The organism is Algoriphagus sp. AGSA1, assembly GCF_021390545.1.
Lineage (GTDB): Bacteria > Bacteroidota > Bacteroidia > Cytophagales > Cyclobacteriaceae > Algoriphagus.
This window is the reverse complement of sequence record NZ_JAJUWR010000003.1, coordinates 57,108-72,023: the sequence shown is the minus strand read 5'-3', so window position 1 is coordinate 72,023 and position 14,916 is coordinate 57,108. Positions and strand designations below refer to the sequence as shown.

Annotated in this window: 11 protein-coding genes; 1 reads left to right on the top strand and 10 read right to left on the bottom strand. The window is 43.8% G+C overall.

Features of this window, described 5'->3' with window-relative positions:
* Positions 1–12: 12 nt before the first annotated feature.
* The 5 genes from LZF95_RS02580 to LZF95_RS02560 form a co-directional block, all read right to left on the bottom strand.
* Positions 13–2,049, bottom strand: coding sequence for a M3 family metallopeptidase (locus LZF95_RS02580; RefSeq protein ID WP_233753433.1), 2,037 nt, complete (start codon positions 2,047–2,049; stop codon positions 13–15).
* Between the two features lie 181 nt (positions 2,050–2,230).
* Positions 2,231–4,660: a zinc-dependent metalloprotease gene (locus LZF95_RS02575; protein ID WP_233753432.1), complete on the bottom strand. Its 2,430-nt coding sequence runs from the start codon at positions 4,658–4,660 to the stop codon at positions 2,231–2,233.
* Positions 4,661–4,727: 67 nt separating this feature from the next.
* Positions 4,728–6,830, bottom strand: a complete 2,103-nt coding sequence (locus LZF95_RS02570; RefSeq protein WP_233753431.1) for a helix-hairpin-helix domain-containing protein — start codon at positions 6,828–6,830, stop codon at positions 4,728–4,730.
* The gene (locus LZF95_RS02565) at positions 6,827–7,648 is read right to left on the bottom strand and encodes a hypothetical protein (RefSeq protein WP_233753430.1); all 822 of its coding nucleotides are present in this window, start codon (positions 7,646–7,648) and stop codon (positions 6,827–6,829) included. The genes LZF95_RS02570 and LZF95_RS02565 overlap by 4 nt, the downstream gene beginning before the upstream one ends.
* A gap of 201 nt (positions 7,649–7,849) precedes the next feature.
* Complete coding sequence (locus LZF95_RS02560) at positions 7,850–9,253, bottom strand: POTRA domain-containing protein (RefSeq protein WP_233753429.1); 1,404 nt, start codon at positions 9,251–9,253, stop codon at positions 7,850–7,852.
* Between the two features lie 118 nt (positions 9,254–9,371).
* Between LZF95_RS02560 and yidD the strand changes: the two genes are divergently transcribed.
* Positions 9,372–9,596, top strand: a complete 225-nt coding sequence (gene yidD, locus LZF95_RS02555; protein WP_233753428.1) for a membrane protein insertion efficiency factor YidD — start codon at positions 9,372–9,374, stop codon at positions 9,594–9,596.
* Here yidD and LZF95_RS02550 read toward each other — a convergent pair.
* From LZF95_RS02550 to LZF95_RS02530, 5 genes are read right to left on the bottom strand one after another with little or no spacing between them, the layout of a single operon-like run.
* Positions 9,593–10,696 (bottom strand): prolipoprotein diacylglyceryl transferase, encoded by a 1,104-nt coding sequence (locus tag LZF95_RS02550; protein ID WP_233753427.1) that lies wholly within the window; start codon positions 10,694–10,696, stop codon positions 9,593–9,595. The genes yidD and LZF95_RS02550 overlap by 4 nt on opposite strands.
* 10 nt (positions 10,697–10,706) lie before the next feature.
* On the bottom strand, positions 10,707–12,545 hold the full coding sequence (gene nadE, locus LZF95_RS02545) for an NAD(+) synthase (protein WP_233753426.1): 1,839 nt from the start codon (positions 12,543–12,545) through the stop codon (positions 10,707–10,709).
* A 31-nt stretch (positions 12,546–12,576) separates the two neighbouring features.
* Positions 12,577–13,317: a ribonuclease III gene (rnc, locus tag LZF95_RS02540; protein WP_233753425.1), complete on the bottom strand. Its 741-nt coding sequence runs from the start codon at positions 13,315–13,317 to the stop codon at positions 12,577–12,579.
* A gap of 8 nt (positions 13,318–13,325) precedes the next feature.
* Positions 13,326–14,576: a beta-ketoacyl-ACP synthase II gene (gene fabF, locus LZF95_RS02535; RefSeq protein WP_233753424.1), complete on the bottom strand. Its 1,251-nt coding sequence runs from the start codon at positions 14,574–14,576 to the stop codon at positions 13,326–13,328.
* 19 nt (positions 14,577–14,595) lie between these two features.
* The gene (locus LZF95_RS02530; RefSeq protein WP_057940051.1) at positions 14,596–14,832 is read right to left on the bottom strand and encodes an acyl carrier protein; all 237 of its coding nucleotides are present in this window, start codon (positions 14,830–14,832) and stop codon (positions 14,596–14,598) included.
* Positions 14,833–14,916 lie beyond the last annotated feature (84 nt).

The following is a 14,916-nucleotide window of genomic DNA, read 5'->3' as shown; positions in this document are numbered from 1 at the left end:
AAAGAAAGCGATTTATTCTGATATCAATCCAGCTCTTTTCAATAATGCATCTTGTTTTGGTGCTCTGCCCCTGAACCTCTTATAAAGAATATCCGGGTGCTCGCTGCCTCCTGCGGATAATACATTCTTCATGAAAGATGCAGCTGTATCTGGGTCAAAAACCCCGTTCTCCTGGAATAACTCGAAAGCATCTGCGTCCAGTACTTCTGCCCATTTATAGCTATAGTATCCGGAAGAATATCCGCCTTGGAAGATATGCGAAAAGGAAGTGCTCATCAGGGTTCCTGGCACTTTTGGGAGCAGATCGGTAGGCTTCATCACTGATTCTTCAAAATCAAACACACTGGTAATGTCAGCTGGATCCTTGCTGTGATAAGCCATGTCCAATAACCCAAAGCTGATTTGCCTCACTGTTTGGTAGCCCTGTTGATAATTTGAAGCTCTTTTGATTTTTTCTATCAGCTCTTCAGGGATTTTCTCTCCTGTTTCATAGTGCTTCGCAAAGAGATCAAGACATTCTTTTTCATAGCACCAGTTTTCTAAAATCTGAGAAGGCAATTCCACAAAATCCCAGTAAACGCTCGTTCCTGAAAGTGACTCATACCTGCCTTTCGCCATCATACCATGGAGCGCATGGCCAAATTCATGGAAGAGTGTGGTGACTTCATTGAAGGTCAACAGACTTGGCTTTGATTTGGTAGGCTTGGTAAAATTGCACACAATAGAGACATGGGGACGTATGTCCAGGTTGTCTTTCATATGCTGACCTTTGTAGCTGGTCATCCAGGCACCGTTTCTTTTGCCTGGGCGTGGGAAAAAATCCGCATAAAATACAGAAAGATGGTTTCCTGCCTTATCTTTTACATCATAAGCGGTAACATCTCTATGATATACAGGGATATCTGTTCTGGGCACAAATGTAATCCCATAGAGTTTTTCGGCAGTTTGAAACACTCCATCTACTACTTTTTCTAATTGGAAATAAGGTCTAAGCAACTCATCATCAAGCGCATATTTCTCCTTTTTGAGCAACTCAGAATAATAGGCGAAATCCCATTTTTTCAGGCTATCCAGCCCGTCTAGTTCTTTAGCAAAGGCCTCCAGCTCTTGTAGCTCTGCAACTCCCTTCGGCTTTGCCTTTTCAAGCAAGGAATTCAAAAAGGACATTACTTGATCCGGACTTTTGGCCATGCGCTCCTCCAATACGAAGTCCGCATGGCTTTTATAGCCCAAGAGCACTGCCCGGTCATGGCGGAGTTTAAGGATGTCTTTGATGTTTTGCTGATTATCCAACTCATCACCTTTCGCACATTTTGTGCCGTTGGCCAAGAATAGAATTTTTCTAAGCTCACGGTTCTGGGCATAGGTCATCGCGGGAATATAGCTGGGGTAATCCAAGGTAAATGCCCATTTGCCGGCTTCTCCTTTTTCTTCGGCGATTTGTGCGGCAGCCTCTTTGATCCCTTCGGGAAGCCCGTCCAAGTCAGATTCCTGATCTACAAAATGCACGAATTTGTTGGTCTCAGCCAGTACATTTTCTCCAAACTTCAAAGAGGTTTGGGCTAATTGCTGGTCAATTTTTCTCAGTTGCTCTGCCTTATCTGAACTGAGCTTCGCTCCGTTTCTGACAAAAGATTTATATGTTTTTTCCAAAAGGGTGACCTGTTCAGCGCTTAATTCAAGCTGGTCTTTTTTGTCAAAAACATGAGAAACCTGCTGAAATAGAGCCTGATCCAGTAAAATGTCATTTCCATGGTCTGTGAGCAAAGGTGAGATTTCCCGTGCCAGGGCTTGAATTTCATCATTTGTCTCAGCGGAGTTCAGGTTGAAAAATATAGCTGCTATAATGCCAAGTCGCTTACCTGATTCATCGAGTGCTTCTATGGTGTTTTCAAAGGTAGGTAGAGCTACTTCTTTTATGGCTGTAATGTCTTTTTTGGTTTCGGAAATGGCAGCTTTAACTGCAGGAAGAAAATGGTTCGGTGAGATTTTATCAAAAGGGGCAGTATCAAAAGGTGTGGCGAAATCCGCCAATAATGGGTTGTTCATATTTCTAGAATCGTTTGCTGATTAAGGAAGGAACTGTAAAGGAAGTTCCATCTGATGGACCCCTGTGGGCAATTCAGATGCTAATTTACTTATTTGCGTTGGATTGCCTTAGGAGTTCTCAATAGAAATAAAATCGAAAAGAAAACTAGCTTCAGATATCTGAAGCTAGTTTAGCAGTCGCTTAAAAATCAAAGTCACAACTCATAATGTCCATGCCGATAGGGGATCCATCCGGTATCTTCAGCTGTTCTTGGGCTACGAGTTCTTCCGGTAGATTTAAAAAGGCATTGATTTTTTCGCTCAAATACACCCTGTGCTGAGCAGCTGGATTCCAGTCCAAATCAGAAAGGAATTTGGTATTGGCAAGATAGCGCAGTCTTCCTCTGGCAATAGCCCGTATTGTAGTGGAAACCCCTGAGTTTTTTGCCAATTCAATCAAATGTTCCACATATTTAGACTGGGTCATCAAGATGATTTCCAGATTGATGTCTTCTTTGTTGTAATTGGCGAAAAGCCGCTCCTCTATTTTTGTAAGTAAATCATTAGGTCCCGGCAACTGGTTTTGTTGTAAGTGCTGTAAATAAGTCCGGTTTATTCGGTTTCCGTCTAGCAGAAAATCAAACGTGAGATCTACAATACTTTCCGCTGGTGCGATTGGATCAAAGATCGGGTTCACTCTGGAAACGAAGGTTTCCCTGTTTCGGCTATAGCCAAATGGCCTCGGGGGAATTAGCTTGAGTAGGTGATCCGGCACCTTAAGATGACTTGGTGAGATTGCCAATAATAGGGCATCTAGTGCCTCCGTTTGTTCTGAAGGCCCAACCCATCCATGTTTTTCCTGATTGTCCCCTTTTACTTTATACCGATAGTCCACACCCCCCAGAAGCTTGCTTGTGGCCTCGATTTGAAATCTATGCATCATATATAACGGCACAAAAACTTCTTCTAACAGAGCTTGGGGGTGCCCATCAGGGATGGCATTTAATCCAAAGCTTTTCATTCTGTTTGCACGCAAGTCCAGCATTCTCAGAAGTTCTGAAGAAGCTGAGGTTCCGTTGTCCCAAAGATGTGAAGTGGGGTGAGCTCCACTGGGGTTTCTCGAGTCAGAATCAGTGATAAACTGGTGGCCGGCATCATAGGTTTCTTCCAGTGTTCTTTTGAGAAAGGCTTGCTCGTCTTCGCCCACGGGTACTGTTGCATAGCCATATTTGATGGCCCACTTATCCCAATCTCCTATCTTGTCATCATAGGCATTGCTAAAGTCCAGCTCACCGTCTGGTTTCTCAGTTATCATTGGGTAAGGATAGTCCATTACTGAGCTGCGGTTATTTGCTGAGGTAGCATAGCTGTGGGCAAGTCCGATCGTATGGCCTATCTCATGAGCTGACAGTTGTTTCAATCTGGCAACAGCCATTTCCAACATTTGAGGATTTGCAGGAGCACCGTCTTCAAATGGCTGCAACAGCCCTTGAGCAATCAAATAATCCTGTCTTACACGCAAAGAGCCCAATGATACATGGCCTTTCAAAATCTCCCCCGTCCTGGGATCACGTACACTCGCACCGTAAGACCAGCCTCGGGTAGATCGGTGAACCCACTGGATCACGTTGTAGCGTACATCCATCAGATCCATGCCTTCCGGTGCCAGCTCCACTCGAAAAGCATTGATAAAGCCAGCAGCTTCGAAAGCCTGGTTCCACCAATTCCCTCCTTCGATCAAGGCGGAGGCCACAGGTTCAGGTGTGCCTCGATCAAGGTAATAGACAATAGGTTCCACGGCTTCGGACATTTCCGCGGATGGATCTTTCTTTTCCAAGCGATGACGAGCGATGAATTTTTTGAGAATCGGCTCTGAAATGGGGGAGGTAAAGTCCATATACGAAATGCTTCCATAACCGGCTCTAGGATCAAATTCCCTCGGCCGATAGTTGTCATCCGGAAGCTCAATAAACGAATGTCTTTGACGCACGGTGACTGCATCCGGTGATGGCGTCACAGACCTTAGATTTCCGCCCGCAGCCTGACCTGTCAGGGTGATCGTTGCTTCCACTTCAGTGTTTTGGGTGAAATTCTTGGTCATCGGTAAGTACAGACCGGATCGGCTTGCATCTGTGCGAAAGGAGCCCTGACGACTCCGGCTTAATGTTTCAGCCACCCCATGAGCATCCTGAAGGTAAAAGTTGGTCGCATCTACAATAAGTTTATCCCCTTCAGTCTGGGCTATCTCAAAACCCCATAGAATGGATTCCGCAAATGCATCCTGTACGGACTGCACTTCTGCCGGGTTATCAGAGTATGCCCTGAAGTCATAGTTCTTATGAACCAAAAACAACTTGTTTCCGGATTTTCTGAACTCGACAATCCGGGTGTTTCCCAGTTGGCCTCTGTCTAGTCCGATGTCATTTGAGCCCACCCCAGCTGTGAGTGAGTTTACATATAGGAATTCCCATTCCAGCTTACTGATTTCGAGATAAATCTTCCCTTTATCCCCATCTAAGTAAAAAGGGATAAATCCATCCCGTTTGCTCATTTTTGATAAATCAAGGTTCTGGGCAAAAGCAATATTGAGAGAAAACAGCAAGAAAGTGGTCAGGTATAGGATTAGTTTCATAGTGGTTTTTTAGTTTAGGTACAAAATATCAAAAAAGTAGGTGCAGAAGCATACCATTGATGGAAATCTAGCGATGAAGCATGTACCTGATCAGCAAGGTGGTTTCGGTTTGATTTGAGCCGTTTATCTCCTGGAGTCCAGAGCTGATTTTTTCACGGTCGGTATAGGAGGTTCTGGAGAAGCGGAAGTAGGCTGTGAGGCGGGAGTTGAATTGGTACTGGGAAAGGAGGTAATATCGCATTCCCTGTCCTGCAAATGCTGGAATAGAAAATGTCCAGAGCACATTGTTCTCAAAGGCATAAATCCGGGTGTCATAGTCATCCGTATCAAATAATGCCAGTCTGCCTGTAATCCTGAATTTCCCAAAACCATGTTGGGCATCTTGGAGAATCATAAATCCTGTAGGTTTTAGATCATTGTGATCTACTCTGCTGAACAGGATTCTTGAGCGGAAGAAAAAATTTTTGCTTACTTGATATTCAAGACTGATTAAACCGTTTATTTTATTTATAGGTCTTACAAGATAAGGTAATGAAGGCTCTCCTGAATCGGGTAGGTTACGGTCTTTTTGCTCTTCTCTGATCTGAAAAAAGGCAGTTAGGTTTCTGGAGGGCTGGTAAGTAATCCTGGCTAACCATTCGTAACCCTTGGATGGCGCATAGACTCTATACCTGAACCATGGGAATCTGAAAAAATCATAGTATGCATTAAGTTTCCATTTGGAGATCGGCTTGATCTGAATTCCCGCATATACCCCTTGTTCATTGGCGGGTCGGGTGCTTTCCGCAAAGGCATTTGCATAGAAGCTATGGAAATTTTCATCATATTTCCTCCAGAGAAGCGAAAAATCCACCTGCCTGGTGAGGCTGGATACAAATCCCACTATCTGCGCTTTTCCACCAGACTGGGAAAGAGCTGATTCACCAAACATGAAGAAATTCTTCCAATTGTAATTCAGATATAGGCTTCCCACTGTGTTTCTTTGCCCTGAAAAATCATATTGATTATAAAGTGTGGGATTTTTTACCCAAGGATGATTGAATCTGATGTAAAGTAAATTGGAGCCGATCTGGAGTTTTCCTGAAGGGGAGGAATATTGCACATTTCCTCCAAGACTTAATTCCCTAAATTGGTTTTTAGTACTGAGTTCACTGCTGGTACGGTGGAGCCCACTTTGGTTAAAAGAGCTGATCGTGATATGCTCTGTACTTAGTGTGTCCAGTGCATTGCCTGCCCGTCCGTCCCGTGGGGCAAAGGATGTAATGAGGCTACTTTGCCAATTCCCGCTCTGATAGGTAAGTCCGGCACCTCGAAAAAAACCGAATTCCAACGCTGCTGTATAAGGCAAAATCCCTACACTACTTCGCCGTACTGTAGGGACAGTTTCCGCTCCTTTGCCCAGTGAATAGCCTGCGCCGAAAACCAATCCCTGTCCGAACTGAGCCTGGAAATCTCCCAAAGCGATTGTCTTCCACTTGCCTGTGTAATATTTAGTAAAGTGAAAAGAAAAAAAGTTGAAACCGTATCTAGCTGTTTTGCTATCCCAGATAAACTGTTCACCCGGATCTTTGTCAAGCGTAAATCCCAGACTGAAATCCCGGGTATGCTGGATTCGGAACCTGACGTAAAATTCATTGGGATCACCTAGATACCGACTTGAGATTCTTCCGGAGGAACTTGTGTCTGCCGGAGTAAAACCTTTGCGTGTCTCCCAAGTGCGACGGTGTCGGAATAGGAGATAAGCTTGCTCTTCACCTACAATTCGCTGCCATAAAGGTCTTGTTTGGGTTGATTTCCCAGTTCCTAGCGTTAAAAATGGAAGTATATTTTCTATTGTGTTCAGATCAAAGTCCGGTACAGCCTGTAATTCGTAGAGCGATATCAAGGGGCCGAATTTAGTTCTATAGGAAATTAAGTTACTGATCTGGGTGGGATCCAAAAGGTAGCAGGCGGCAAGCGCTTCTGCATTAGCTTTATTGATATCCATAGGATTTAGGTATAACTGCAGGAGTACCTCGTAAATTGACTCATAATCTATGTCTTCATCCTGTACGGGAAATAGACGCTCTATAAAAGATTCCAGATCTATATCCTGCTGAGGGGGCTGTTGGGCAAAGGCGCACGTAAGAAGACAAAGCCACATACTTGCTATGAGAATAAAGCTTCTCATTTTTCACTGAAGCTAAATCCTAAACTTACATGACTGGTACTGCCCAGGGCATGATTTTGTCCGTATGCGTAGTCCACAGTAAAGCGTGTGGACTTCAGTCCGATTCCAAAAAACAATCTGCTTGGGTTGCTGTTAATGCCAGCCCGGAGAAAAACCCAATCTTTGATTCCGTACTCCAAACCGGCTTTTACGATGGGTTTGATCTGTATATCCTTTTCCACTTCGAGATGGATCTGGACTTGGGTGATGGGGTTATAGAATATACCCATTACTACGCCCGTTGGAAGCCTTGATTCGGAGTTTTTGGAGATACCGGCTCGGTTTAGGTTGAAAATACTCGCCCCAATCGAAAATTCAGGGCTCAGCTCAGCTATACCACCCATGCTGAAGATGATGCTGTTGCCAGTCCCGAACCCCTCTATCTGGGTTTGAAACCAATCCAGCCTTCCACCAATACTGACTATCCCCAACTGATTGGCGAACGCCATACCTAGGGATTGCTGGTTGAATAGTTTGCCTCCGAAGCGGGAAATCCCAAAACCCAAGGTCCCTGGCTTTATCTTCCAGGCACCTATCATATCTACGGTGTTGAGTTCTTTTAGTCCATAACGGCTATCATATCCTACTGAAATTGCGGAAGATTCCAGTTTAGCGAGCCCTCCTGGATTGTTAAAATAGCTCCATACATCCATACCGTGGACACGCAGATTCCCCATTCCCTGACCTCTCGCGCCGTGAACTTGAGTGAGCGGGTCTATTTGTGCCAGTGCCGTTGAATGCAGGCAAAGCAGGAAGAATGAAAAAGTCAACAGCTTCATGTTGGATCGAAAAAAACCTTAACTAATTTAGTTAAAATATTGATAACCAACGCAAAGTATTAGTTGTTTTTTACTAAAAAAAGTAGTTAATCCCAGTAAAACATTGGGATTTGGGGTGAATTGGAGGTTTTAGCTCAAGTTACAACTGCCTGAGCTTTCACGATTTGCTATCGCTTCGATTTTAACTCTTAGGCAATCAGGTCAGAACGGTGCGGAAAAGTTAAAAAAGAAGTTGCCTTCCTTGCTATTGTTCATGGAGTATTCAAAGCGGAACACAGCATCATAAAAGCCTACTAAGTCTATCCCGGTACCGTATCCCATTAAGTATTTATTGGACAAACGTGCGTTTTCAGGGATTAGGTTTCTGTCTTTGACATATCCATGATCAAAATTGGCACTGAGATACAGGCGAATAGGTATGGTACTGAACTGTTCCAGCTTGGTCAAATTGGAAATATCTATTTCCCAATCTACGAATTTCCACCTGAAACTGTTTTTATGTACATAGAGCTGCTGGCCCTCGACCACATTGAGCTCATATCCTCTGATGAAATTCGGGGTATATCCCACCCCCCTTACCAAAGTGTAAGGCTGGCTTTGACTCAAAAACCAATTGGCTGTAAGGCCGGTGTTGAAGTGAAATGTATCAGTGATTTTGAAGTACTTATTGGCGGTAAGATTTACCTCTACTTCATCTAAATCCTTCGTATAAAAAATCCCGTATTTAGTGATAGATGCCTGGAGCAACTCACCATCAGTTGCATAGGAGACATTGTCTCTACGATCGTGGCGGAAAGTATAAGAGGCAAAGGAATATCTCAGGTTATTTCCACCATGCTGGAAGTAATCCGGATTTTCGATCAGAACATCATCAGCAACCCAGGTATTGCTGTATCCTAGGCTAAGGAAGTGGTAATTGTAATAGCTCCTCCTATAGGTGTACCGCAAGGCTGCAGCAAAATTTTTCCTGATAATATCTTCGTTTTCATTGGTGTAAAAAACCTGCTTATTGTATTCTGACTTAAGGGGAATGGTCTTGTTCTCTTTGAAGGTGAGCTGGACGGCCAATCCATGCTTTTGGTTTTTATCGATGTAAGGCTTGCTGTATTGGAGATCCAATGCTCTGGTAAATCCTAACTGTCCGGCAAATTTTAGTCTTTCATTCCTTCCCCCTACATTATTATGGCTTAACCTAATTCCGTAGTTCACTCGGGAAAAATCCCTGTTTTGATTCGTCCACCATTCTGAAAAATTCCGGTCAGCCAGTTCAAAAATCACTTGAGGTAAGATGTACCATCTCTCCTTTACAGTGATAAGTATTTCCGCTTCATTGTCTCCTGTAAGAAGTGGGGTGATTTCTACTGAAGTGAAAAGTTGGAGATTGTAAATCTTTTTCTGATCAGCGAGGAGTATTTGCAAAAATGTATTCCAGTCGTAAGAATAGTCTGTGATGAAATCCAACTCCCGTAGTATTACGCTCTTTTTTGTTTTTACATTTCCTACGATGAATATGTTATTAACCTTGACACTATCAGGGGCAGTTGTGTTTGCCGGCGCAAAGGAAGTGTCGTCCTGCGCATAGACAATATTATTTCTCGACTCCATACAAAGAGCGGAAAACAGAAAAAAGAAAAGAAGTGGTTTTTTAATCTTGGTAATCAAGAGGGAATTCAGATTGATATTTGGTTACTTACGGAATCATTTAGCAGGAAGACTTAAATCCATGGCCAAATCCATTCTTCGAAAGATAGCTATATTTCCAGTCTTGGTGTATCAATATACTATTTCGCCCTTGTTTCCTTCAAGCTGTAGGTACACACCTACTTGTAGCCAGTATACAAAGGAAGCAATTTTGAAGCATGGGGTCTTCAAAGGTGGATGGTTGGGGGCTAAGCGGATTGCCCGTTGCCATCCCTGGGGAGGCCACGGGCATGATCCAGTACCTTAGTTCTTTAGAGGTTTTAATCCATTCTTCAGCGCACGTGCCACAAGGATCACACCGGCAATCACCAGCGGGATACTTAGAAATTGCCCCATGTTAAAGGCCATGGAGTCTTCAAAATCCACCTGGCTTACTTTGAAGAATTCCCAGATAAATCGCATTCCAAATACGGATATCAAGAATATACCAAGGAGTATTCCTTCAGGCAAGCGTTCTTTATATTTATTCCAAAGACCAAAAAGCACTAAGAAAATCACCAAGTAGGAGAGTGACTCATAGATTTGTGTAGGGTGTTTGGCTCTTCCAAATGTTCTCACCGTTACTAAGTAATGATCGCCTTTGTCCACGATAGCTAGATCCAGCGGGCTTTCTTTTGGCTCTGCCAGATACTCTTGGCTGGATTTGAACTGGGTCAAAGCGTATTTGACATCCCTCCTTAAGGTGCTTTCCAATTCATCCAAAGAATAGGAACCTTTAGAGATCTCCAAGTCAATATTGAGCGGAACGATACCATTTCCAACCATTTCATTTTGGCGGTCAGCAGGCTTGTACGGATCGACAGACTCTATGGGAACCTTGAGCGTGGAGAGTAATTCCTCCGAGTCCCAGGCGTACACTATACCATAATCTGATCCTGTGTCTTTTCCCCCTATCTCAGAGTTCATCAGGTTGCCAAAGCGGATCAATGCTCCAGTCAATGCGGTCACGATTACAATCCTGTCCACTACCCACAGGTAGCTTTGCCCCGGTGTTTTTTTTGCATAAAGCCACAAAGCGAACAGAATTGCAATAGCTGCTCCATGACTGGCAAGTCCTCCTTCCCAGATTTTAAGGATTTCTATCGGATTGCTTAAGTATTTTGCAGGTTCGTAGAAAAGGACATGACCTAATCTGGCACCAATGATCGTAGCCACGACCATATAGATAGTCAGCTTATCCACCAATTCAGGGTTCTGGCCTTCTTTTTTAAAAAAATGAACCATGAACTGTTGGGAAATAACAAATCCTGCCGCGAAAAGAATACTATACCATGGCGGGCGTTCCCAACCGGGGATCACAGAAGGATTGGGATCCCATACGATATAGTTCATGATTAATTCAAGCATAGTTTCAAGTTTATAGTTGATCTAGTTGTATGAGTTCTTCTGCAAATCCCCCAGATAAAATAGGGAATCTGTACCAGGTTTTGGGATCCACATTGAATTCATCCAAATGGAAGGAAGGAGCCAATCTTTCCCTTTTCCATTGATTGCGTGACCAAAGTCGGAAGAATTTTTTGATATAGCCCTTTAAAGTATCAGTAGGTAAGTCCAGTTCATCGGATAGGATGAGGTAAATATCCATGGGTGAACGGCGGTCGCGGATAGCAAGTTTTTCTATTTCCACAATTACAGCGTAAGGCATTAAGTCCTTCTCGTCTGTCTGGGTTTCTTCCAATGGACGTAGCTCGGCACTAGGTTGTAGGGAGTTTACTTTTGCCAGTCCGGGTTGATCCAGATTTCGCTCAGCCCATCGAAGCCAGTTTAGGATGAAATATTTATCCACGGCAGCTATTGGAGAGATACTTCCGGATGTGTCTCCGTCCATCGTAGCATACCCTACATCCCCTTCACTGCGGTTGGAAGTGGCCAAGAGCAAGGCATTATTGATATTGGCGAGCATCCAGATGATTGGCGATCTGGTTCTTGCCTGGATGTTCTGCAGGGTGATATCGTCCTGTTCCCAGCTCAGTTTTCTTCCAATTGCTTTTTCTATTTTGGCAGTGTAGGAGTTGACTTCCTCATCGATTTCCCAGTGATAAAATGTCGCTCCTATACTTTCTGCCAGAGATTTTGCGGAAGAGAAGGTATCTTCAGATGAATTTTTAGTGCCCTGATAGGCAGTGGTGAGAAGCTGTTTCATCAATTCTTTTTCAGGGTTTGCTGAAGTAGGGATTTTTTTAATCCCGGCTTTTTCACAAAAAGCAGCAAGTCCCAGTTCAGCTATCCCTCGCTTCACCATTTCCGCCACCAGTACTGCTACTGATGAGGAATCTGCCCCTCCAGATAGGGAAAGTACAAAACCAGTACTTCGGCTTTTTCTCATATAGTCAAAAAGTGCCAGGGCAGAGGCCTGGACAAATTCTTCATTTTTTGAATCGATAGGAGCGATACCCTGGTCTTTTGATTCCAGATAAAAGCTGGCGACATGGACGTCTTTAAATGAAAGGAGGCGGTTTCGGAAAAGCAACTCCCCTGATTTAGCCAGCATGATCTCCCCGTCAAAGATCATCCTGCCGGCTTCATTTCCCAGTAGATTGGCATAGCAATAGTAACAATCAAAAGATTTGGAGCTTTCCTCCACTAATTCTTTGCGGAGCTGTGTCTTTCCCATTGCAAAATGACTTGCACTAGGGTTGAATATCAGATTCACGTTCCGTTTGAAAAGTCTAAATCCAGGTCTCAGCAGGCTTCTCCAGGCATCTTCGCAGATCTCGAATCCATACTTAATTCCTTTGTGATGAAAAGTAAGATCTCCGAATGCTACTTTCTTTCCTTGAAACTCTATTTCTGTGACTTCATCAGCCAGCCAGGGTGTAAACCAGCGGAATTCGTAATGCACTCCGTCGATAGCCATGAACTGCTTGGCCACGAAACCAACCACTTCGCCGCCTTCAATGACTGCGATGGTATTATAGACTTTGTCCTGGATCCTGACAGGTAACCCTACAGCCACCGTTATCCCATTACAATGCGGGAGCAATAGAGCAAGTTGAGAAAGAGCTTTTTGGGGATACCAGTAGCTTAAAAACAAATCTTCTGATCCATATCCAGTAATTGCCAGTTCAGGTAGACACAGAATTTCCGCTCCTTGCCTTTTGGCTTCTTCTATGGCAGATATTATCCTGTTTAAATTGCCAGCCCAGTCCAGAGGGGTTTGATTGACGGTGGCTCCCGCTATTTTTAATGAAGACATGGTAGATTTAATTAATTCTAAAATTAATCAGCTAGGTGGCAATATCCAGTGCATCACATGCATTTTTGGATGCTTCTTGCTCCGCTTTCTTTTTAGTACTTCCTTTTCCAAGCGCTATTTCCTTCCCTTCTACGTGAAGGGCGACCTTGAATTCCTTAAATCTTTGATTGCCGGTCACACTTATTACCAGATATTCTATCACTTTGTTTTCGCGCTGTGACCACTCTATGATTTTACTTTTGTAGTTGGTTGTGGTGGCGATCATGCTATCCACATCAAAGTGAAGAAGGATACGTTTGATTATGAATTTTTTGGTGAAATGATACCCTTTGTCCAGATAAATAGCCCCAAGGAAAGCTTCCAACATATCGCCGTAGAGCGATTTGTTCCCGGTGAAATGTCTTTCTCCGATTTCCATATCCAGTGCTTTTCGCAGGCCTATTTTTATACCCGTGTCGTTGAGTGTTTCTCTGTTGACAAGCTTTGATCTGGTCTCTGTGAGAAAGCCCTCGTCGCGGAAAGGGTATTTTTGAAAGAGGTACTCGGCAATGACAGCTCCCAGAATCGCATCCCCGAGGAATTCAAGGCGTTCATTGGAGAGCCGGAATCCCTGCAAAGTTTCAGCTCCCAGTCCGGAGGGTGTCAGTGCCAGCTTGTAGAGTGATAAATTAAAAGGCCTGCTCCCCGTCATCAGTCTGATGGAGGCAGCAAGCCTTTTGTCTTTTTTACTTAAGAAGAGATTGTTAAACCCGAGCCTTTGAAATAATTTCAAAATCCAGATTAATTATGTTTTTTGAAAATTACCGAACAGTTATGTCCACCAAAACCAAAGGTATTGCTCAAAGCATAGTTGATTTCTCTTTCTTGTGCTTTGTTGAAAGTCAAATTCAGCCTAGGATCAAATGCCTCATCATCTGTGAAATGATTGATGGAAGGAGGGATGATACCTTTATTCAAAGCATAAATACAAGCGATGGCTTCTATGGCTCCTGCTGCTCCCAGCAAGTGACCAGTCATGGATTTGGTACTGCTGATGTTCAGCTTATAGGCGTGTTCGCCAAAGATTTTTTGTATTGCCTTGATTTCTCCCACATCCCCTAGAGGAGTGGAGGTACCATGTACATTGATGTAATCGATCTGTTCAGGCTGGAGATTTGCGTCCTCCAAAGCTATTTTCATCACACTGCTGGCACCTAACCCCTCCGGATGGGGTGCCGTGATATGATGCGCATCAGCAGTCATCCCTCCACCTACGAGCTCTGCGTAGATCTTGGCACCGCGGGCTTTTGCATGTTCGTATTCTTCCAGGATCAAAGCTCCTGCACCTTCCCCCAACACAAAGCCGTCTCTGTCCTTGTCAAAAGGCCGGGAAGCTGTCTCCGGGGAATCATTCCTTTGGGAAAGGGCTTTCATGGCATTGAACCCACCAATACCCGCTTCGGTCACCGCTGCTTCTGAACCGCCACTGATGAATATATCAGCTTTGCCCATTCGAATGTAAGTGAATGCATCGATGAGGGCATTGGTAGCAGAGGCGCAGGCAGAAACCGTCACAAAGTTTGGACCGCGAAAACCATATTTAATTGATAAGAAACCAGCGCTGATGTCAGCGATCATTTTGGGTATAAAGAATGGGTTGAATCTGGGATTTCCGTCTCCTTCTGCAAAGTAGGTCACTTCGTCTTGGAATGTCCTTAATCCCCCTATTCCTGATCCCCAGATGACTCCGGCTCTAGATTTATCGATTTTTTCAAGATCCAGCCCCGAACTCGCTATAGCTTCCTCTGCGGAAATCATGGCATATTGGGTGAAAGGATCCATTTTCCGAGCTTCTTTTCTGTCAATGAACTGCTCTACGTCAAGGTTTTTGACCTCGCAAGCAAACTGTGTTTTGAAAAGGGAAGCATCGAACTTGGTAATCGGCGCAGCACCGCTCACACCATTAGCCAGACCGTTCCAGAAATCCTCTGCGGTGTTGCCTATTGGTGTGAGGGCACCTATACCTGTTACAACAACTCTTTTTAAATTCATATAATGAATTTAGGAATTATTATTTTACGTTAGCTTCCAAATAGGTAACTGCTTGTCCCACAGTCCCGATTTGCTCTGCCTGATCATCAGGGATAGAGATGTTGAATTCTTTTTCGAACTCCATAATCAATTCTACAGTATCAAGAGAATCAGCACCAAGATCATTGGTAAAACTAGCCTCCAAAGTAACTTCAGACTCTTCTACGCCAAGTTTGTCAACAATGATGGCTTTTACTTTTTGTGCAATTTCAGACATTTTGTGATCAGTTTAGTTAATAACACTTCGCAAAGAAATATATTTAATACCTAATTGACAAAGAAAAGATCCAAGTAAATTTTT